Genomic DNA, 19,127 nt, shown 5'->3' with positions numbered 1-19,127 from the left:
CCTCCCCGGGCCGTGCCCGCGCAGCGGCGCACGGCGGGCGGGACCGCGCGGACGCCGCTTACGGGACGTGCCGCGCGCGGCGGGCCAGTCCGAGGGCCTGTTCGGGCCACCAGGTGCCGGCCGCCGGGCCGCCGCGGCAGGTCCCGTCGGACTCGCCCGGCCCCTTCACCCACAGGTACGCGTCGACGAGCGGGTCGCCGGTCCGGTCGGTCGGCGGTGTCCCGAGGGCGCGGCCCGGCGGGTTGCAGGAGGCCCGCTCGCGGTCGCCCGGCAGGGGACCCTCGCCGTTGCGGCCGGTGTCGACGACGAAGTGCCGGCCGCCCACCGCCCGGGAGAGCTTTGCGCCGTAGGCCCGGACGGCCGCGTCCGGCTGGAAGCCGGAGACGTTCAGGGCGAAGCCGTCCGCGCGGTCGAGGCCCGCCTCGCGGAGGGGGCCGGCGAGGTCCGCCGGGTCGCGGATCCACGCCGGATCGCCGGCGTCCAGATAGACCTTCGTATGGCGGTTCCTCTTGAGCCGGTCGACGGCCTCGGAGAGCAGCCGGTAGCGCTCGGCGCGGTGCTCGGCGCGCACGCAGCCGTCGACGGCGTGCGCGACCGCATGCGGCTCCAGCACGACGATGGCCCTGGCATCGCCGACGGCATCGGCGAAGGCGCCGATCCAGCCGCGGTAGGCGCGGGCGTCGGCGGCGCCCCCGGCGGGCAGCTGCCCGCAGTCGCGGTGCGGGATGTTGTGCGCGGCGAGCACCAGGGTCCGCCCGGAGGCCTGCGCGGCCGCGCGGGCCCGGCGGATCGCGGGTCCCGGATCGCCCGGCCGCCCCCACAGCGCGACCGGCCGGTCCGCGATGCGGCGCAGCACCTGGGCGTCGGCGTAGCGGCCGGTCGCCTCCCAGGCCGCGACCTGCCGGGCGGCCGGGCTGTCCGGGTCCACCCAGAAGGGGGACTCGCCCTCGGCGGCGGCCGGCCCGGCGGCCCCGGCCCAGGCCCCGGCCCCGGCGGCGGGGCCGCGCGGCCCGGGCTCCGGCGCGGTGGAGCAGGCGGGGGCCGCCACGAGGAGCAGGAGCAGGCCGAGGGCGGCGACGGGCCTGGGAGCGACGGGTGGCATCCGGATTCCTCGCGACGAAGGGTCGGGCGGCAGACCGTGAGGCGGTGAGGATGTACGACCGGAATATGGTGACATGACGGATAGTCGGCTCGTCTGTGCGACACCGCCCGCGCCGGTCAGCCGACCGCGTCCCCCGTGGTGAGGGCGATGGCCAGGGGAGTGCGCTCGTAGAGCACCTGGTGCCCCCGGCGGGCGGAGATGAGCAGGCCCGCCGCGTGCAGGACCCCCAGGTGCGCCGAGACGGTGGAGGGGGCCAGGCCGAGGCGGTGGGCCAGGGCCGTGGTGGACGCCGGCTCGTCCAGCGCGCACAGCACGTCCGCCCGGGCCCGGCCCAGCAGCCGGGCCAGCGCGGTCGGGGTGTCCGCGCCCGCCGGGGTCCACAGGGCGCCGATGCCCCGCGCCGGGTACACGACGGTCGGCTGCCAGGGCGGGTCGAAGCCGCCCGCGATACCCGGCCAGACGAACGCGCTCGGCATGAGCAGCAGCCCCTGGCCGCCCAGGACCCGGTCGTGGTGGCTGGGCCGCTCGATGGTGAGGGTGAGCGAAGCGGCGTCCCAGGACAGGTCGGGGTGCAGGCCGTCGAAGAGGGACTCCAGCCCTCCGGCGGCCAGCCGGCGCGTGTGGAAGAGGATGTCCGCCTCCAGCAGCGCCCGCAGCCGGGGCCAGTGCGGTTCCACCAGCACGCTCCACGCCCGTTCCATCAGATCGGCCAGCTCCCGCACCGACCGCGCCGGGTCGGCCAGCAGGCGGCGGCCCAGATCGCTGTCGAGCGCACCCGGCGTACAGGCCAGCGCTCTGCGCATGTCCTCGCGCGCCCCGTCCGGATCGGCCGCGCGGATCACCGCGAGCTCCTCCTCGAAGGAGCCGCCCGGCCCGCTGGGCGGCGGGCCGATGAAGTCGGTGCTGTGCCCCCGGCGCGGCATCAGCAGCCACAGCGGCCGCAGGTCCAGCCCGTCGGCGGCGGCCCGGATCCGCCGGAGCCACGGCAGGTGGTAGCCCTGCCGGTCCGGGCGGCTCAGCGTGCGGACGGCCTCCTGCGTCTCCCAGGCCGGCGACAGCGCGAACCGGCACCGCAGCAGGTCCTCGTGCCCGAAACGGTGGTGCAACCCCATGCCGCACCCTCCTGCTCCCCGGACCGCTCCGCCCGACATTCGCCCCAGGCCGAATCTCTGTGCCGGCCAGCCTAGGCCCCCGACGCTGCCGTCATGCCAACCGTCACCCCGGCCCGGGCCCAAGGGGGCTCCGCCGGCTACCTCACCGTCTTTCGGACCCCCGAGTTCCCCGCCGTCTTCGCCGCGCACCTGATGTCCGTACTCGGGCTGGTCGTCGCCGAGATCTCCCTCTCCGTCCTCGTCTACCGCCTCACCGGCTCGCCCCTGATGAGCGCCCTCACCTTCGCGCTCGGCTTCCTCCCGTACGCCCTCGGCGGCACCCTCCTCGCCGGGATCGCCGACCGCCGCCCCGCCCGCCGGGTGCTCGTCACCTGCGACCTCGTCTGCGCCGCCTGCGCGGCGGCCATGGTGCTGCCCGCCACCCCCGTCGCCGCGCTCCTCGCCCTGCGCTGCGCCATGGCCTTCGTGGCACCCCTCTTCCAGGGCACCCGCAACGCCTCCCTCCCCGACATCCTCGGCTCCGGCGACGCCTACGTCCTGGGCCGCTCGCTGCTGCGCATGGTCGCCCAGAGCGCCCAGCTCGTCGGCTTCGGCCTCGGCGGGCTGCTGCTCACCGTGCTCGCCCCGCGCGCCGCCATCGCGCTGACCGCCGCCGGGTTCCTCGGCTCGGCCCTCCTGCTGCGGCTGGGCACCCGCGCGCGGCCCGCCCGGACGGCCGTCCGCACCTCCCCGCTCGCCGGGATACGGGCCGTCCTGGGACGCCGCCGGCTGCGGGCGCTCACCCTCCTGTTCTGGCTGCCGCCCGTGTTCCTCGTCGTCCCCGAGGCGCTGCTCGCCGCCTACGCCGACGGCATCGGAGCCGGGACAGCCGTCCTCGGCCTGCTGATGTGCGCCCTGCCCGTCGGCACGCTCGCCGGGGAGCTCTGGGCGGGCTCCGCGCTCAGCGCGCGGACCCGCTCGCGGATCGTCGCCCCGCTGGCCGCCGCCGGCCTGCTGCCCCTCCTGCTCTACGCCGGCCGGCCGGGCGCGCCCCTCGCCCTGTGCGCCCTGCTGCTGGCCGGGCTGGCCCACGCCTACACCCTGGGCCTGGACCAGTGGTACGTGGACGCCGTCCCCGACGAGCTGCGCGGCCGGGCGATGACCCTGCTCGGCACCGGCCTGATGACCCTCCAGGGGGCCGGCATGGCGCTGGCCGGGCTCGCCGCCGAGTTCCTCCCGGTGCACGTGGTCGTGACCGGGGCCGGGGTGCTCGGCACCGCCGTCGTCCTGGCGGTCCTGGCCGAACTCCACTGCGCCGTCCGGCAGGAGGAACGACTGAGGGATGAGACGGCCCCCGCCGGGAAGTGACCTCCCGGTAGGGTCGGAAGCGTGCCCAAGCCGCTCAGCCTTCCCTTCGACCCCATCGCCCGCGCCGACGAGCTCTGGCAGCAGCGCTGGGGGCCCGTGCCCTCGATGGCCGCGATCACCTCGATCATGCGCGCCCACCAGATCCTGCTCGGCGAGGTCGACGCGGTCGTCAAGCCGTACGGGTTGACCTTCGCACGCTACGAGGCGCTGGTGCTGCTCACCTTCTCCAAGGCGGGCGAGCTGCCGATGTCGAAGATCGGCGAGAGGCTGATGGTCCACCCGACCTCGGTGACCAACACCGTGGACCGGCTGGTGCGCTCCGGGCTGGTCGCCAAGCGGCCCAACCCGAACGACGGCCGCGGCACCCTCGCCTCCATCACGGAGAGGGGCCGGGAGGTCGTCGAGGCCGCCACCAAGGACCTGATGGCGATCGACTTCGGCCTCGGCGCGTACGACGCCGAGGAGTGCGGGGAGATCTTCGCGCTGCTCCGCCCGCTGCGCGTGGCCGCCGCGGACTTCGACGAGTCCTGAAGAGGCCGTCTCCACCCGTCCCGCTTGACCGGGGCCGCGTCAAGATCGAGCAAAACGGACGGTTAGGCTCGTCGGCATGAAACGAAGCGTGCTGACCCGCTACCGCGTCATGGCCTACGTGACCGCGGTCATGCTCCTGATCCTCTGCGCCTGCATGGTGGCGAAGTACGGCTTCGACACCGGTGCCGACCTCACCTTCGTGGTGTCGCAGACGCACGGTGTGCTCTTCATGATCTACCTCGTCTTCGCCTTCGACCTGGGGTCCAAGGCGAAGTGGCCCTTCGGCAAGCTGCTGTGGGTGCTGGTGTCGGGCACGATCCCGCTGGCCGCCTTCTTCGTCGAACGCACGATCCGCGCCGAGGTGGAGCCGCTGGTCAGCGACTCGCCGGTGGCCGTGAAGGCCTGACGACGAGGCGAGCGTCACCCACCCCCGGGACGACTCCCGGGGGTTTCCCATCGACATTTACTAGGACGTCCTAGTAAATTCGTGGGTATGGACGCTGACGCCATCGAGGAAGGCCGCCGTCGCTGGCAGGCCCGTTATGACAAGGCCCGCAAGCGCGAGGCAGACTTCACCACGCTCTCCGGGGATGAGGTCGAACCCGTCTACGGGCCCCGGCCCGGCGACGCGTACGAGGGCTTCGAGCGGATCGGCTGGCCGGGGGAGTACCCCTACACCCGCGGCCTGCACGCCACCGGCTACCGCGGCCGGACCTGGACCATCCGCCAGTTCGCCGGCTTCGGCAACGCCGAGCAGACGAACGAGCGCTACAAGATGATCCTGGCCGCCGGCGGCGGCGGGCTCTCCGTCGCCTTCGACATGCCGACCCTCATGGGCCGCGACTCCGACGACCCCCGCTCCCTCGGCGAGGTCGGCCACTGCGGCGTCGCCATCGACTCCGCCGCCGACATGGAGGTCCTCTTCAAGGACATCCCGCTCGGCGACGTCACCACCTCCATGACGATCTCGGGCCCCGCCGTGCCCGCCTTCTGCATGTACCTCGTCGCCGCGGAGCGCCAGGGTGTGGACCCCGCCGTCCTGAACGGCACGCTCCAGACGGACATCTTCAAGGAGTACATCGCCCAGAAGGAGTGGCTCTTCGAACCGGAGCCGCACCTGCGCCTCATCGGCGACCTCATGGAGTACTGCGCGAAGGGCATCCCGGCCTACAAGCCGCTGTCCGTCTCCGGCTACCACATCCGCGAGGCCGGCGCCACGGCCGCGCAGGAGCTCGCGTACACCCTCGCCGACGGCTTCGGCTATGTGGAGCTGGGCCTCTCCCGCGGCCTGGACGTCGACCACTTCGCCTCCGGGCTCTCCTTCTTCTTCGACGCGCACCTCGACTTCTTCGAGGAGATCGCCAAGTTCCGCGCCGCCCGCCGGATCTGGGCGCGCTGGATGAAGGAGGTCTACGGCGCCAAGAACGAGAAGTCGATGTGGCTGCGCTTCCACACGCAGACCGCCGGCGTCTCCCTCACCGCGCAGCAGCCGTACAACAACGTCGTACGCACCGCCGTGGAGGCCCTCGCGGCCGTCCTCGGCGGCACCAACTCGCTGCACACCAACGCCCTCGACGAGACCCTCGCGCTGCCGAGCGAGCAGGCGGCCGAGATCGCCCTGCGCACCCAGCAGGTGCTCATGGAGGAGACCGGCGTCGCCAACGTGGCGGACCCCCTCGGCGGCTCCTGGTACGTCGAGCAGCTCACCGACCGCATCGAGGCCGACGCCGAGCGGATCTTCGAGCAGATCAAGGAGCGCGGCCTGCGCGCCCACCCCGACGGGCAGCACCCCATCGGGCCGATCACCTCGGGCATCCTGCGCGGCATCGAGGACGGCTGGTTCACCGGCGAGATCGCCGAGTCGGCCTTCCAGTACCAGCGCTCCCTGGAGAAGGGCGACAAGCGGGTCGTCGGCGTCAACGTCCACCACGGGTCCGTCACCGGCGACCTGGAGATCCTGCGGGTCAGCCACGAGGTGGAGCGCGAGCAGGTCCGCGTGCTCGCCGACCGCAAGGACCGCCGCGACGACGCCAAGGTCGCCGCGTCCCTCAAGGCGATGCTGGACGCCGCACGCGACGGGTCGAACATGATCCCCGCCATGCTGGACGCGGTGCGCGCCGAGGCCACGCTGGGCGAGATCTGCAACACCCTGCGCGACGAGTGGGGCGTCTACACGGAGCCCCCGGGCTTCTGAGCCCGGGCCCCGGCCCGGAAGCGACGTGGAAGGCCGGTCGCGGCGCCCGTACGGTGGCGCCATGACCGGCCTTCCCGTTCCCGTGCCCGGTGTGGGCGTCCGCGTGGCGATGCGGACCGGCTGCGGGCCGTACGCGTACATCGGGTGAAGCCGGGGACCGGGACGTGAGCGGAGCCGCCCCGGGGTGAGGCGCGGGCGGGGCGCGGGCGGGGCCCGCGGCTCAGGCGGCGGCCGGGCCGCGCAGGCCGTGCATCAGGAGGGCGGTGAAGGTGGCCACCCAGAGCTCGTCCACCGGCTCGGAACTGACCAGGGCGCGGTGCACCACGGTGCCCGCGATCACGTCGAAGATCAGGTCCGTGGTGCGGCTCGCGAGGAACTCGTCCTCCTCGTAGGGGAGTTCACCGCGGGCCTGGGCCCGTTCGCGACCCAGTACGACGAGACGTTTCTGCCGGTCCACGATCGCCGACCGGATCCGGTCGCGCAGGGCCTCGTCCCGGGTGGACTCGGAGACGACGGCCATCAGGGCCGTGCGGGCCTCCGGGCGCCGCAGCAGCTCCGCGAAGCGCAGGACCACGTACTCGATGTCGGCTTCCAAAGAGCCCCGGTCCGGCAGTTCGAGCGAGTCGAATAGCTCCGCGACCGCGTCCACGACCAGCTCGCTCTTGCCCGCCCAGCGCCTGTAGAGGGTGGTCTTGGCCACGCCCGCGCGGGCCGAGACGTCGCCCATCGTCAGCTTCGACCAGCCCAGCTCGACCAGCGCGTCCCGGGTGGCGGCGAGGATGGCGGCGTCCGCGGCCGCGCTGCGGGGGCGACCGGTGCGGCCGGGACTGGGGTTGCGCATGGCCGAGACCATACCCGCCGGTAGCCGAACGGGCCGCTGTGGTTCAGATCACGGGCGCCGCGGGGGCGCGCAGGGCCCGCGGGGGAGTTACGCTACGGCTCGTAGCGTAAAAGCGACAACCACGCGAAGAGCTACAGGCGCCAGGTGGGGACCCGGCGCCGCCCAGCACCACGATCGCGGCGGATGCGACGGCACGGCCAATTCACGCGATCTTTTTCGTCGGCGCGCGCACACGGGGGAGGATGTACGCATGCAGCCCAGAAACATGTCCATGAGCGGCGTCGTCGACCTCGCCGCGGTGAAGGCGGCCGGCGAGGCCAAGGCCAAGGCCGAGCAGGCTCGCGCCGAAGCGGCGCGACAGGCCGCTCAGGGCGGCGGGGCCGGTCCGGCCCCCGGCGCCGTCCCGCCCTCCGCCCTCGTCTTCGACGCCGACGAGGCCGGATTCGAACGCGACGTGCTCCAGCTCTCCGCCGAGGTCCCGGTCGTCCTCGACTTCTGGGCCGAGTGGTGCCAGCCGTGCAAGCAGCTCAGCCCGCTCCTGGAGCGCCTGACCGTCGAGGCGAACGGCCGCTTCGTGCTGGCCAAGGTGGACGTCGACGCCAACCAGATGCTGATGCAGCAGTTCCAGATCCAGGGCATCCCGGCCGTCTTCGCCGTGGTCGCCGGGCAGGTGCTGCCGCTCTTCCAGGGCGTCGCCCCCGAGCAGCAGATCCGCGACACCCTCGCCCAGCTGGTCCAGGTGGCCGAGGAGCGCTTCGGGATCATCGGCCTGGAGGTGGACCCGAACGCCGAGGGAGCCACCGGATCCGCCCCGGCCGAGGCCCCGGCCGGTCCGCACGACGCGCTGCTGGAGGCGGCCGTCGTCGCACTGGACGCCGGTGACCTCGGCGGCGCGGTGCAGGCGTACAAGAACGTACTGGCGGACGACCCGGGCAACACCGAGGCCAAGCTGGGCCTGGCCCAGGCCGAGCTGCTCGCACGGGTCCAGCACATGGACCCCCAGCAGGTGCGCACGGCCGCGGCCGAGAACCCGCGCGACCCCGCGGCGCAGATCGCCGCGGCCGACCTCGACCTGGTCGGCGGCCACGTGGAGGACGCCTTCGGCCGCCTTGTAGACACTGTGAAGGTCACGTTCGGTGACGATCGTGATGCGGTGCGGCTGCGGCTGCTGGAGCTGTTCGAGGTCATCGGCGCCGACGACCCCAGGGTGACGGCGGCGCGGACGGCGCTGGCGCGCGTGCTCTTCTAGGGCGGCCCCGGTCCGGCTCCCGCGCCGCTCCGCACCGGTCCCGGGAAGGGTCCGGGGCGTCGTCGGGCGGCCGCCGATTTGTTGACACGTAGATAAACAGCGGTCGCGCTTTGCCAAAACTTGGCAATCGCGGCCGCTGTTACTCGCAGTAAATCGAACCCCGTGAACTGTCCGGTGTGTTCACCATTTCGCCGTTCTGTCGTGGCCCCGGGTGGCACCCTGCGTTGCCGACGGACGGTTACAGGCAGCATCCAGGTTATCTGGCCGTTACCCGCCAGTAACGAACCCCCTTGTGCCCCGGCCGGGAATGGACCACGATCGGCGACGCTCGGTCCTTCCCGCAGAGCCGCTCACTCGGAGCCGCGGTGGAGGGTCCCCACCGAGCCGGCCGGTGGCAGTGGCACCGACCGTGGGACAGGGGGGTCTCTGCCACAGGGCGGGGCCTGTCCTCCAGGTTGCGCGAACGCGTGGCCCAGTGGTTGTCGCTCGGGGGTGAACGCCGGTGTATCGGACGTGGCACGGCCGCGGCCCGGCCTCCTGCGCTCCTTCCCGAGGACGTAGCACTTCTCCCATCCCAGGACGGGCACGGCCCGGACCGGAGATGTACGTCCGAGAAGGAGGAACGAAATGAGTTCTCAGGTTCGTGGCGGGACCAGATGGAAGCGCTTCGCGCTCGTCATGGTGCCGAGCATCGCGGCCACGGCCGCGGTCGGTGTGGGTCTGGCGCAGGGTGCCCTCGCGGCGTCCTTCAGCGTCTCCGGCCAGGACTTCAAGGTCACGGCCGACAAGCTCGACGGTGACAACCTCATCCAGTACGGCGGCATCGCCGAGGGGCACGACCTCAAGGGCAAGGCGCAGCACCACCCGGTGACCATCTCCGGGTTCAGCCACGCCGAGATCACCAACATGTGCCAGTCGCTGGTGACCCCGACGCCGCTCGGCAACATCACGCTGCAGCTGCGCACCGGCCACAAGGGCAAGCCGGCCGTCGCCGACAACATCTACCTGGATGTTGCGGAGCTCGACACCGACGCCGAGTTCAAGAACCTGGACATCGGTGTCGCGGTCGGCGACCCGAGCCACAAGACGAAGCCGCAGGCCGGTACGGTCTCCAGCCCGTACGCGTTCTCGCAGCGCGCCGACAAGGCGATCCTGACGAACGTGCGCCAGAAGGCGTGGGCGACCACGGCGGGCACGTTCAAGCTGCCCGACCTGAAGCTGCGTCTGCTCGGCGGCGACCAGCCGTGCTACCAGGACAGCAAGGACTGAGTCCGTCCCGGTGAATGACCGGACGGGCGGGCGGTGACGGCCGTCCCCGCCCGCCCGTCCGGGCTCCACAGAGTTCTCCGTACCACCGTTTCCAGGGAGCTGTTGTCCATGAACCCCCAGGCCCCGGTTTACGTTCGCGCAGAAGACGACGCCTGGCTCACTGTGGTGTACTACCACTTCCGCGCCTGGCGCGGTCGCCGCCCCTTCTGGGCCGGACTGTTCACGCTCCTCGGTGGCTTCCCGATCGCGTACTTCCCGTATGCGGACCTCCGGTTGGGCAACGTCAGTCTCGCCATGGCCACCACGGGCGGCGCCGGCGCACTGATCATCGGTGTACTGCTGATCACGCTGGGACTGGCCCTCTGGTTCCAGCAGACCATCCGCGTCTTCGCCGGAGTCGCCTCGATCCTGCTGGCCCTGGTGTCCCTGCCGGTGTCCAACCTCGGCGGTTTCGGGATGGGCTTCATCCTCTCCCTCGTCGGCGGCGCCCTGGCGCTGTCGTGGGCGCCGGGAGAGCCGGTGGACGAGGAGGAACCCGCGGACCGGCAGCCGGCCGTGGTCGCGCTGGGCAAGACGGACGCGACGGCGGGCCTGGACGTTCCCGGTCCCCGCGAGACGGAGACGGCACACGCGAGCGAGACGACTGCCCACGCCGATGGCGGGAGGAACAGTGCGGGGTGACGAGACGCAGCGGGGCGCGGCCCCAGGCGCAGAGTCCCGTGAGAGGAAGGGCCCGCGGCACGCGGCGCCCAGGAAGTCCCTGCTGAACAAGATCCAGATACCCGTCGGCAAGACGATGGCGCTGGCGGCGATGCCGACGGCCGTGTTCGTCGGGATGGGCATGGCGCCCAAACTGGCCGTGGCCGACGACAAGGAGATCCCCTTCGCGCCCGGGCCGTGTGTGACGCGGTCCGACGAGCCGGCGGAGACCGAGTCGAAGTCCCCGTCCCCGACACCCTCCAAGACGGCCTCGCCGAGCGCCTCGCCCAGCGCGTCGCCCGCACCGTCCACGGCCGCGAAGCCGAAGCCGAGCGCCACCCCGTCGGCGACCGGCTCCCCGTCGGCGAACGCCCCGGCCCCGGCCACCACCACCCCGGCGCCGGCCCCGACCGGGTCCGCGAACCCGCTGGACCCCCTCGGCGTCGGCGACAAGCTCAAGGACCTGATCGACGGGCTGGGCCAGCCGAAGGCGGACACGAAGGCGACCCCCACGCCCGCTCCCACGGCCTCCACGACCGCCGGGCCGACCCCGGACCCGGCCGCGGACGCGATCCGGGACGCCGCCAAGCAGGCGGGCGCCACGGTCGAGGAGCTGCCCGACGAGGTCAAGGACACCGTCAAGAAGCCCAAGGACGAGACGCCCAAGGAAGAGGGCGACGCGGACAAGGACGAGGACAAGGACGAGGCGAAGCCGGAGGCGACGAAGGACCCGGACGGGAAGGAACCCTTCCCCTGCCCGACCTACGACGCCGAAGCCCTGGCCAACGCCGAGCTGGAGCAGGGGATCCCGCTCCTGCCGAACGAGCCCTGGTACCTCGACAGCTCCCTGCTGACCCTCTACGGCCTCGACTACCACGGCATCGTCGAGGTGAAGACCGCCGGCGGCAAGGTCAAGAAGGTCCTGAAGTTCACGGCGGACTCGCTGGACATCAAGGACCTGTACCAGACGGTCGGCAAGGGCGGGAACGTCGCCCACCTGAAGTCCCGTCCGGGCTCGACGTCCAAGATCCGCGGCGGCACGGTGACGATGTACACCGAGAGCCTCAAGGGGAACCTGTTCGGCCTGATCCCGATCGAGTTCACGCCGAACAGCCCGCCGCCCCTGAACGTCCCGTTCGCGTTCTTCACGGACGTCAAGGTCGTCCAGGCGGCGCAGTTCGGCGGCACCCTGACGGTGCCGGGCCTGAAGAACTACATCGGCCCGCCCGAGTAGGCCGCGGCCGGTCCGCACGCACCGAGGGCGGCACCCCACTGCGGGGTGCCGCCCTCGGTCTCTGTGCGGCAGAGTCCGGTGCGGTGCGGCGCGTCAGACGCGGTCGACGCCGCCCAGGTGGTGCACCCGGACCATGTTGGTGGTGCCCGGGACGCCGGGGGGCGAGCCGGCAGTGATGATCATGGTGTCGCCCTCGTTGTAGCGGCCCAGCTTGAGCAGCTCGCCGTCCACCAGGTCGACCATCGCGTCCGTGGTGTCCACGTGCGGAACGATGTACGAGTCGACACCCCAGCTCAGCGTGAGCTGGTTGCGGGTATTGACGTCCGTGGTGAAGGCCAGGATCTGCTGCGTGGCGCGGTAGCGCGACAGGCGGCGGGCGGTGTCCCCGGACTGGGTGAAGGCGATGAGCGCCTGGCCGTCGAGGAAGTCCGCGATCTCGCACGCCGCGCGGGCCACGGAGCCGCCCTGGGTGCGCGGCTTCTTGCCCGGGACCAGCGGCTGGAGGCCCTTGGAGAGGAGCTCCTCCTCGGCCGCCGCCACGATCTTCGACATCGTCTTGACGGTCTCGATCGGGTAGGCGCCGACCGAGGACTCGGCCGACAGCATGACCGCGTCCGCGCCGTCGAGGATCGCGTTGGCGACGTCGGACGCCTCCGCGCGCGTCGGGCGGGAGTTGGTGATCATCGACTCCATCATCTGGGTCGCGACGATCACCGGCTTGGCGTTGCGGCGGCACATCTCGATGAGCCGCTTCTGGACCATCGGGACCTTCTCGAGCGGGTACTCGACGGCGAGGTCGCCGCGGGCCACCATGACCGCGTCGAAGGCGGCGACCACGGCCTCCATGTTCTCGACGGCCTGCGGCTTCTCCACCTTGGCGATGACGGGGACCCGGCGGCCCTCCTCGTCCATGACCCGGTGGACGTCCTTGACGTCGTTGGCGTCGCGGACGAAGGACAGGGCGACCATGTCGCAGCCCATCCGCAGGGCGAAGCGGAGGTCGTCGACGTCCTTCTCCGACAGGGCGGGGACGTTCACGGCGGCACCCGGCAGGTTGATGCCCTTGTGGTCCGAGATGACACCGCCCTCGATGACGATGGTCCTGACCCGGGGGCCGTCGACCTCCGTCACCCGGAGCTCGACGTTTCCGTCGTTGATCAGGACCTGGTCGCCCTTGGCGACGTCGCCCGGGAGACCCTTGTAGGTGGTGCCGCAGATGGACTTGTCGCCCGGGACGTCCTCGGTGGTGATGGTGAACTCGTCACCGCGCACCAGCTCGACGGGACCCTCGGCGAAGGTCTCCAGACGGATCTTGGGACCCTGGAGGTCGGCGAGGACGCCGACGGCGCGCCCGGTGTCCTCGGAGACCTGCCGGACGCGGTCGTACCGCTCCTGGTGTTCTGCCTGGGACCCGTGGCTGAAGTTGAATCGGGCCACGTTCATACCTGCCTCGATGAGCGCTTTCAGCTGCTCATACGAGTCGACGGCGGGGCCCAGCGTGCAGACGATTTTGGAACGGCGCATGACTGGATCCTATCGGTTTGTTTCGTAGCGGAATATTCCGGCTGGTGGAAAGTCCAAGTGACTACCGGGTAACGAGCGCATACGCCTGGGTGGCGATCTCCAGTTCCTCGTCCGTGGGGACCACCGCCACGGCCACACGGGCATAATCCGCCGAAATCAGCCGCGGCTGCGGGGAACGCGCCGCGTTGGCTTCGAGATCCAGCACCAGGCCCAGCTCGGCCAGGCCGTCCAGCGCGGCCTCCCGGACCTGGTGGGCGTTCTCGCCGACCCCGGCCGTGAACGCCACCGCGTCCACCCGCCCCAGGACCGCCGAGTAGGCCCCGATGTACTTCTTCAACCGGTGGACGTACGCGTCGAAGGCCAGGCGCGCCGCCTCGTCGCCCTCGCCGGCGCGCCGCAGCACCTCGCGCATGTCGTTGTCGCCGCACATGCCCAGCAGACCGCTCTTCTTGTTCAGGAGCGAATCGATCTCGTCCACCGAGAGGCCGCCCACCCGCGCCAGGTGGAAGACGACCGCCGGGTCGAGGTCGCCCGAGCGGGTGCCCATGACCAGGCCCTCCAGCGGGGTCATGCCCATCGACGTCTCCACGCAGACCCCGCCCCGCACGGCCGAGGCGGAGGCGCCGTTGCCCAGGTGCAGCACGATCACGTTCACGTCTTCCACCGGCCTGCCGAGCAGGGCGGCCGTCGCCCGCGAGACGTAGGCGTGGGACGTGCCGTGGAAGCCGTACCGCCGGATGGAGTACGCCTCGGCGACCTCGGCGTCGATCGCGTACCGGGCGGCGTACTCCGGCAACGTCGCGTGGAAGGCGGTGTCGAAGACGGCGACCTGGGGGAGGTCCGCGCGCAGCGAGCGCGCCACCTCGATGCCCGTGACGTTCGCCGGGTTGTGCAGCGGCGCCAGGGGGATCAGGCTCCTGATCTCCGCCAGCACCTCGTCGTCGATCACCGTCGGCCGGGTGAACCGCGTCCCGCCGTGGACCACCCGGTGCCCCACCGCGGCCAGCTCGGGGGAGTCCAGGCCCGTCCCGTCGGCGGCGAGCTCGCCGGCCACGGCCTTCAGCGCGGCCTCGTGGTCGGCGATCGGGCCGAGCTGCTCGCGCTTGCCGCCGGCCGCGCCCGGACCCCTGAGCGGCTCGTGCACCAGCCGGGAGGTCTCCTCGCCGATCCGCTCCACGAGGCCGACGGCCAGGCGCGACCGGTCCGCCATGTCGAGGAGCTGGTACTTCAGCGACGAGGAGCCGGAGTTGAGGACGAGTACGCGCGATGCGGTCACGATGGGGGTCTTTCCTTGTCGCGGGCGGTGAAGGGGAGAAGGGGGAGGGGCCGGGGCTCAGGTGGTCGCGGCGGGGCCCGGCGCGCCCTGCGCCTGGATGGCCGTGATGGCCACGGTGGTGACGATGTCCTGGACCAGGGCGCCGCGCGAGAGGTCGTTGACGGGCTTGCGCAGTCCCTGGAGCACCGGGCCGACCGCGACCGCGCCGGCCGAACGCTGCACGGCCTTGTACGTGTTGTTGCCCGTGTTGAGGTCGGGGAAGATCAGCACCGTCGCGCGGCCGGCCACCTCGGACCCGGGCAGCTTCGTCGCGGCCACCGAGGGCTCCACGGCCGCGTCGTACTGGATCGGGCCCTCGACCGCGAGGTCGGGTCGCTGCTCGCGGACGGTCTCCGTGGCCTTGCGGACCTTGTCCACGTCCGCTCCCGAACCGGAGGTGCCGGTCGAGTACGAGAGCATCGCGATCCGCGGCTCGACGCCGAACGCCGCGGCCGTGGTGGCCGACTGGACGGCGATGTCGGCGAGTTGCTCGGCGTTCGGGTCCGGGTTGACCGCGCAGTCGCCGTACACGAGGACCCGGTCGGCCAGGCACATGAAGAACACCGAGGAGACGATGGACGCCTCCGGCTTGGTCTTGATGATCTCGAAGGCCGGGCGGATGGTGGCCGCGGTGGAATGCACCGAGCCGGAGACCATGCCGTCGGCCAGGCCCCGCTGGACCATCAGCGTGCCGAAGTAGTTGACGTCGGTGACGACGTCGTGGGCCAGCTCGACGGTCATGCCCTTGTGCGCGCGGACCTCGGCGTAGTACTCGGCGAAACCCTCCCGCAGCGGGGAGGTCGCCGGGTCGATGAGCTGTGCGCCCGAGATGTCGACGCCGAGGTCGCCGGCCTTCTTCAGGATCGCCTGCTCCTCGCCCAGCAGGGTCAGGTCGCAGACGCCCCGGCGCAGCACCACGTCCGCGGCGCGCAGCACGCGCTCCTCGGCGCCCTCCGGCAGCACGACGCGGCGCCGGTCGGAGCGGGCCCGCTCCAGCAGCTCGTGCTCGAACATCATCGGAGTGACGCGCTCCGATCGGGCCACCGAGAGCAGGCCGCGCAGCTCGCCGGTGTCCACGTGGCGTTCGAAGAGGCCGAGCGCGGTCTCCAGCTTGCGCGGGGTCGCGGAGTTCAACCGGCTCTGCAGCGAGAAGAGTTCGGCGGCCGTCGGGAAGCTGTTGCCGGCCACCGACACCACCGGCGTGCCCGGCGCCAGCTTCGAGGCCAGCGTCAGGACGTCCTCGGTCGGCCGCTCGTTCAGGGTGAGCAGCACCCCGGCGATCGGCGGGGTGCCGGAGGCGTGCGCGGCGAGCGCGCCGACCACGAGGTCCGAGCGGTCGCCGGGGGTCACGACCAGGCAGCCGGGGGTCAGGGCGTTGAGGAAGTTCGGCAGCATCGCACCGCCGAAGACGAAGTCCAGGGCGTCGCGGGCCAGGCCCGCCTCGTCGCCGAGGAGCACCTCGCCGCCCAGCGCCCGGGTGATCTGGGCGACGGTGGGGGCGGACAGCGACTTGTCGTCCGGCAGGACGTAGCAGGGCACGGGGAGGCGGGCCGCCAGCCGCTCGGCTATGAGGTCGCGGTCCTCCGCGGCCACCCGGTTGACGACCATCGCGACGACGTGGCAGCCCAGGCTCTCGTACGCGCGGTAGGCGTTGCGGGCCTCGGCGCGCACGGCCTCGGCGGGGCGCTTGGTGCCGCCCACGACGGGGACGACGACCGCGCCCAGCTCGTTGGCGAGGCGGGCGTTGAGCGCCAGCTCGTCGGGGAGGTTGGTCTCCGCGTAGTCGGTGCCGAGGACGAGCACGACCTCGTAGTCGCGGGCCAGCCGGTGGTAGCGGTCGACGAGCTGCGAGACCAGCTCGTCGGTGCCCTTCTCGGCCAGGATCGCCGAGGCCTCGCGGTACTCCATGCCATAGGCCGTCGAGGCGTCCTGGTCGATCCGGTAGCGGGCTTTCAGCAGGTCGAAGAGGCGGTCGGGTGCGTCGTGGAGCAGCGGCCGGTAGACGCCCACCCGGCCGGTCTGCCGCGTCAGGAGTTCCATGATCCCGAGTTCGACGACCTGTCGGCCGTCCCCCCGCTCGATGCCGGTCACGTACACGCTGCGCGTCACGCGTGCTCTCCGTCTCTTCGTGTGGTCGATCGACCCGCTTGGGATTGGGTTGCCCTCTTGACAATACCTCCGCCAATGGATAGGGCGCCCGCCGGAAGTCAGGCCGGGTCCCGGGGCCCGAAGGCCCTCCGGGGCGAGTGGCTCGGAACGCGCGCCCCGCCCGGCGGGCATGGAACAATCGGACAGGCGGCACCAATACGCCCTTCATATGGACGGCGGGCGGGCCGCGCGCAACCCACCCGCAGGGCCCGGCAGGACCAGGAGCAGGAGACACAGCACGATGCGTATCGGAGTTCTCACCGCAGGCGGAGACTGCCCGGGCCTCAACGCTGTCATCCGGTCGGTCGTACACCGTGCCGTGGTCGGCCACGGGGACGAGGTCATCGGCTTCGAGGACGGCTTCAAGGGCCTCCTCGACGGCCACTTCCGCCCCCTCGACATCAATGCGGTCAGCGGCATCCTCGCCCGCGGCGGCACCATCCTCGGCTCGGCGCGCATGGAGCGGGCCCGCCTCCACGAGGCCGCCGAGAACGCGCAGGAGCTCGCCACCCGCTACGGCATCGACGCCCTGATCCCCATCGGTGGCGAAGGCACCCTGACCGCGGCCCGGATGCTGTCCGACGCCGGGATGCCGGTCGTCGGCGTGCCGAAGACCATCGACAACGACATCTCCTCCACCGACCGCACCTTCGGCTTCGACACCGCCGTCATGGTCGCCACCGAGGCCATCGACCGGCTCAAGACCACCGCCGAGTCGCACCAGCGCGTGATGGTCGTCGAGGTCATGGGCCGTCACGCGGGCTGGATCGCCCTGGAGTCCGGCATGGCCGGCGGCGCCCACGGGATCTGCCTGCCGGAGCGCCCGTTCGAGGTGGACGCGCTGGTCAAGATGGTCGAGGAACGCTTCGCCCGCGGGAAGAAGTTCGCCGTCGTCTGCGTCGCCGAGGGCGCGCACCCGGCCGAGGGCTCCATGCCGTACGAGAAGGGCGCGATCGACGCCTACGGCCACGAGCGCTTCGCCGGCATCGGCAACCGCCTCGCCATCGAGCTGGAGCACCGCCTGGGCAAGGAGGCCCGCCCGGTCATCCTCGGCCACGTCCAGCGCGGCGGCACGCCCACCGCCTACGACCGCGTCCTCGCGACCCGCTTCGGCTGGCACGCCGTGGAGGGGGTCCACCGCGGCGAGTACGGCAACATGACCGCCCTGCGCGGCACCGACATCGTGATGGCCCCGCTCGCCGACGCGGTCACCGAGCTGAAGACGGTCCCCGAGGACCGCATGTACGAGGCCGAGTCGGTCTTCTGACCCACCCGGCCGGGACCCGCGCCCCGGCCGATGCGGGCCCTCCGGCCCCCGTTCTCCGCCGGACCGACCGGAAGGCGCCGCTCCGCTCCGGGGCGGCGCAAACCGCCCCCGCCGCCCCGCCCGCACGGGTCGCGCCGACGCCTACCTCAACCTCAGGTCGACCTTCCTCGCCCAGATCCTCACCAAGCAGGGCGGCAGCATGGTCGGGCTGTACGAGGTGTTCCACGTCAAGGCCGGCGGAGCGGCCCCGGTCGAGGAGAAGGAGTACCAGGCCTCGCTGGGCCACCTGAAGACCGCGATCGCCTCGTGCCCCGCCCCGCCGACCGTCCTGGTGGCCGACCGGAAGACCGCCGACCGGATCCGGCAGGACCTGGCCGCCGCCGGCACCCCGGCCTCCGTGGTCCACGCGCCGCTGCCGTAGGTGCTCGCGGGCGCTACGCCGCACCGCCCGCGAGCTGCCAGAAGCGGTCCACGATCCCGGTGAGGAACTCCCGGCCCGCGTCCCCGCTGCCGGCCTCGCCCTGGCCGCCGCCCCAGCTGAGCGTCGCCACCATCCGCGACTGGTACTCGCCGTGCAAGCGGTCCAGCGTCCGCTCCAGGTGCGGCTTGGGGATCGGCAGCAGCTTGCCGAGCGGCTTCACGTACGCCTGCCAGCGCGTGGTGACCGCGCTGCGCAGCAGCTCGGCCAGCTCCTCGTGCTTGCCGGTCGCCGTCACGAACTGGGCCAGGGTGAGACCGAGCACGGTGGCGAGGGCGGCGGACTGCCGCTCGTTGCCCTTCCAGCGCCCGGTGTCCTCCATCTTCTGGTAGGAGCTCGTCTCCAGGCCGATCCGCCGGGCCAGTTCGTCCGCGGCCAGCCCCCGGGCCATCCGGTGCTCGCGCAACGTGACCGGCTCGGCGAGCAGTTCACCCGGCGAACACCACAGCACGCCCGCGAGCGCGGTGAGCTCGACGGACGACGGTGATATCTCGCCACGCTCCCAGGCCATCACCGTCTCGGGCGCGACGACGAGTCCGTACTGGGCGCGAAGGCCGTAGGCGACATGTCCGGGAGCCATGCCCAGGGCCGCGCGCAGGCGCCGCGCGGCGGGGGCATTGAAGGGCGGGCTGGAGTGCACACCGCACACCGTAGAAGTGGCCGGGCTGCGCCGCCTACAGACCAAACAAACAAGCCCATACCTCGTAGGAACGTCCTATGAAGTAGGGGGCTTTTGGCGAGTTTTCCGGCGACTGTCCGGTAATCGGTGCACCCCGGGATCTTCGAAGATCCAGTACTGCGTACGGTTCCAGCCAAC

Annotated in this window: 17 protein-coding genes; 10 read left to right on the top strand and 7 right to left on the bottom strand. The window is 72.1% G+C overall.

Going from position 1 to position 19,127, the window contains the following annotated elements:
* Positions 1–58 precede the first annotated feature (58 nt).
* Together AVW11_RS00510 and AVW11_RS00505 are read right to left on the bottom strand one after the other, a co-directional pair.
* The gene (locus AVW11_RS00510) at positions 59–1,102 is read right to left on the bottom strand and encodes a glycoside hydrolase family 6 protein (protein WP_076042880.1); all 1,044 of its coding nucleotides are present in this window, start codon (positions 1,100–1,102) and stop codon (positions 59–61) included.
* Positions 1,103–1,218: 116 nt separating this feature from the next.
* On the bottom strand, positions 1,219–2,214 hold the full coding sequence (locus AVW11_RS00505; RefSeq protein WP_030853698.1) for an ArsR/SmtB family transcription factor: 996 nt from the start codon (positions 2,212–2,214) through the stop codon (positions 1,219–1,221).
* A gap of 93 nt (positions 2,215–2,307) precedes the next feature.
* On the opposite strand from AVW11_RS00505, the gene AVW11_RS00500 reads away from it, so the two are divergent.
* The 4 genes from AVW11_RS00500 to AVW11_RS00485 all read left to right on the top strand — a co-directional run bounded on the left by AVW11_RS00500 (position 2,308) and on the right by AVW11_RS00485 (position 6,286).
* Positions 2,308–3,561, top strand: a complete 1,254-nt coding sequence (locus AVW11_RS00500; protein ID WP_107423215.1) for an MFS transporter — start codon at positions 2,308–2,310, stop codon at positions 3,559–3,561.
* Between the two features lie 21 nt (positions 3,562–3,582).
* Complete coding sequence (locus AVW11_RS00495) at positions 3,583–4,092, top strand: MarR family winged helix-turn-helix transcriptional regulator (protein ID WP_076042879.1); 510 nt, start codon at positions 3,583–3,585, stop codon at positions 4,090–4,092.
* A 76-nt stretch (positions 4,093–4,168) separates the two neighbouring features.
* Positions 4,169–4,498, top strand: coding sequence for a DUF3817 domain-containing protein (locus AVW11_RS00490; RefSeq protein WP_030853702.1), 330 nt, complete (start codon positions 4,169–4,171; stop codon positions 4,496–4,498).
* Between the two features lie 87 nt (positions 4,499–4,585).
* Positions 4,586–6,286: a coenzyme B12-dependent isobutyryl-CoA mutase large subunit gene (locus tag AVW11_RS00485; protein WP_030853705.1), complete on the top strand. Its 1,701-nt coding sequence runs from the start codon at positions 4,586–4,588 to the stop codon at positions 6,284–6,286.
* 220 nt (positions 6,287–6,506) lie between these two features.
* Here the strand turns inward: AVW11_RS00485 and AVW11_RS00480 are convergent, their stop codons facing one another.
* Complete coding sequence (locus AVW11_RS00480) at positions 6,507–7,127, bottom strand: TetR/AcrR family transcriptional regulator (RefSeq protein WP_030853707.1); 621 nt, start codon at positions 7,125–7,127, stop codon at positions 6,507–6,509.
* Positions 7,128–7,377: 250 nt separating this feature from the next.
* Between AVW11_RS00480 and AVW11_RS00475 the strand changes: the two genes are divergently transcribed.
* From AVW11_RS00475 to AVW11_RS00455, 4 genes are all read left to right on the top strand, one after another.
* Positions 7,378–8,376, top strand: coding sequence for a tetratricopeptide repeat protein (locus AVW11_RS00475; RefSeq protein WP_076042878.1), 999 nt, complete (start codon positions 7,378–7,380; stop codon positions 8,374–8,376).
* Between the two features lie 627 nt (positions 8,377–9,003).
* Positions 9,004–9,645 (top strand): DUF6230 family protein, encoded by a 642-nt coding sequence (locus tag AVW11_RS00465; protein ID WP_030853713.1) that lies wholly within the window; start codon positions 9,004–9,006, stop codon positions 9,643–9,645.
* A gap of 108 nt (positions 9,646–9,753) precedes the next feature.
* Complete coding sequence (locus AVW11_RS00460; protein WP_060176804.1) at positions 9,754–10,326, top strand: DUF6114 domain-containing protein; 573 nt, start codon at positions 9,754–9,756, stop codon at positions 10,324–10,326.
* The gene (locus AVW11_RS00455; RefSeq protein WP_076042877.1) at positions 10,316–11,578 is read left to right on the top strand and encodes a hypothetical protein; all 1,263 of its coding nucleotides are present in this window, start codon (positions 10,316–10,318) and stop codon (positions 11,576–11,578) included. The genes AVW11_RS00460 and AVW11_RS00455 overlap by 11 nt, the downstream gene beginning before the upstream one ends.
* A 93-nt stretch (positions 11,579–11,671) precedes the next feature.
* Here AVW11_RS00455 and pyk read toward each other — a convergent pair whose 3' ends face one another.
* The 3 genes from pyk to pta all read right to left on the bottom strand — a co-directional run bounded on the left by pyk (position 11,672) and on the right by pta (position 16,526).
* Entirely contained in the window at positions 11,672–13,102 is a 1,431-nt protein-coding gene (gene pyk, locus AVW11_RS00450) for a pyruvate kinase (protein ID WP_030853720.1), read from the bottom strand.
* 61 nt (positions 13,103–13,163) lie between these two features.
* A complete protein-coding gene (locus tag AVW11_RS00445) occupies positions 13,164–14,378 on the bottom strand; it encodes an acetate kinase (protein ID WP_076042876.1) in 1,215 nt (404 codons plus the stop codon).
* 57 nt (positions 14,379–14,435) lie between these two features.
* Entirely contained in the window at positions 14,436–16,526 is a 2,091-nt protein-coding gene (gene pta, locus AVW11_RS00440; protein ID WP_030853725.1) for a phosphate acetyltransferase, read from the bottom strand.
* Between the two features lie 280 nt (positions 16,527–16,806).
* Here pta and AVW11_RS00435 point away from each other — a divergent pair, with 280 nt between their 5' ends.
* Positions 16,807–17,832, top strand: a complete 1,026-nt coding sequence (locus AVW11_RS00435) for an ATP-dependent 6-phosphofructokinase (RefSeq protein WP_030853728.1) — start codon at positions 16,807–16,809, stop codon at positions 17,830–17,832.
* 199 nt (positions 17,833–18,031) lie between these two features.
* Entirely contained in the window at positions 18,032–18,253 is a 222-nt protein-coding gene (locus tag AVW11_RS00430) for a hypothetical protein (protein ID WP_076042875.1), read from the top strand.
* Positions 18,254–18,266: 13 nt separating this feature from the next.
* Here the strand turns inward: AVW11_RS00430 and AVW11_RS00425 are convergent, their stop codons facing one another.
* A complete protein-coding gene (locus AVW11_RS00425) occupies positions 18,267–18,890 on the bottom strand; it encodes a helix-turn-helix domain-containing protein (protein WP_078096323.1) in 624 nt (207 codons plus the stop codon).
* Positions 18,891–19,127: the final 237 nt, after the last annotated feature.

This window comes from Streptomyces amritsarensis (genome assembly GCF_001953875.1).
In the GTDB taxonomy this organism is placed as follows: domain Bacteria; phylum Actinomycetota; class Actinomycetes; order Streptomycetales; family Streptomycetaceae; genus Streptomyces; species Streptomyces amritsarensis.
Note: the sequence above shows the minus strand (reverse complement) of the source record. Positions and strands in the feature narration are given on the sequence as shown.

Coding starts and splice junctions, on each gene's coding strand:
- AVW11_RS00435 (WP_030853728.1), top strand. CDS start 16,807: ATGCGTATCGGAGTTCTCACCGCAGGCGGAGACTGCCCGGGCCTCAAC.
- AVW11_RS00475 (WP_076042878.1), top strand. CDS start 7,378: ATGCAGCCCAGAAACATGTCCATGAGCGGCGTCGTCGACCTCGCCGCG.
- AVW11_RS00490 (WP_030853702.1), top strand. CDS start 4,169: ATGAAACGAAGCGTGCTGACCCGCTACCGCGTCATGGCCTACGTGACC.
- AVW11_RS00505 (WP_030853698.1), bottom strand. CDS start 2,214: ATGGGGTTGCACCACCGTTTCGGGCACGAGGACCTGCTGCGGTGCCGG.
- AVW11_RS00485 (WP_030853705.1), top strand. CDS start 4,586: ATGGACGCTGACGCCATCGAGGAAGGCCGCCGTCGCTGGCAGGCCCGT.
- AVW11_RS00460 (WP_060176804.1), top strand. CDS start 9,754: ATGAACCCCCAGGCCCCGGTTTACGTTCGCGCAGAAGACGACGCCTGG.
- AVW11_RS00425 (WP_078096323.1), bottom strand. CDS start 18,890: ATGGCTCCCGGACATGTCGCCTACGGCCTTCGCGCCCAGTACGGACTC.
- AVW11_RS00465 (WP_030853713.1), top strand. CDS start 9,004: ATGAGTTCTCAGGTTCGTGGCGGGACCAGATGGAAGCGCTTCGCGCTC.
- pyk (WP_030853720.1), bottom strand. CDS start 13,102: ATGCGCCGTTCCAAAATCGTCTGCACGCTGGGCCCCGCCGTCGACTCG.
- AVW11_RS00430 (WP_076042875.1), top strand. CDS start 18,032: ATGGTCGGGCTGTACGAGGTGTTCCACGTCAAGGCCGGCGGAGCGGCC.
- AVW11_RS00480 (WP_030853707.1), bottom strand. CDS start 7,127: ATGCGCAACCCCAGTCCCGGCCGCACCGGTCGCCCCCGCAGCGCGGCC.
- AVW11_RS00500 (WP_107423215.1), top strand. CDS start 2,308: ATGCCAACCGTCACCCCGGCCCGGGCCCAAGGGGGCTCCGCCGGCTAC.
- AVW11_RS00510 (WP_076042880.1), bottom strand. CDS start 1,102: ATGCCACCCGTCGCTCCCAGGCCCGTCGCCGCCCTCGGCCTGCTCCTG.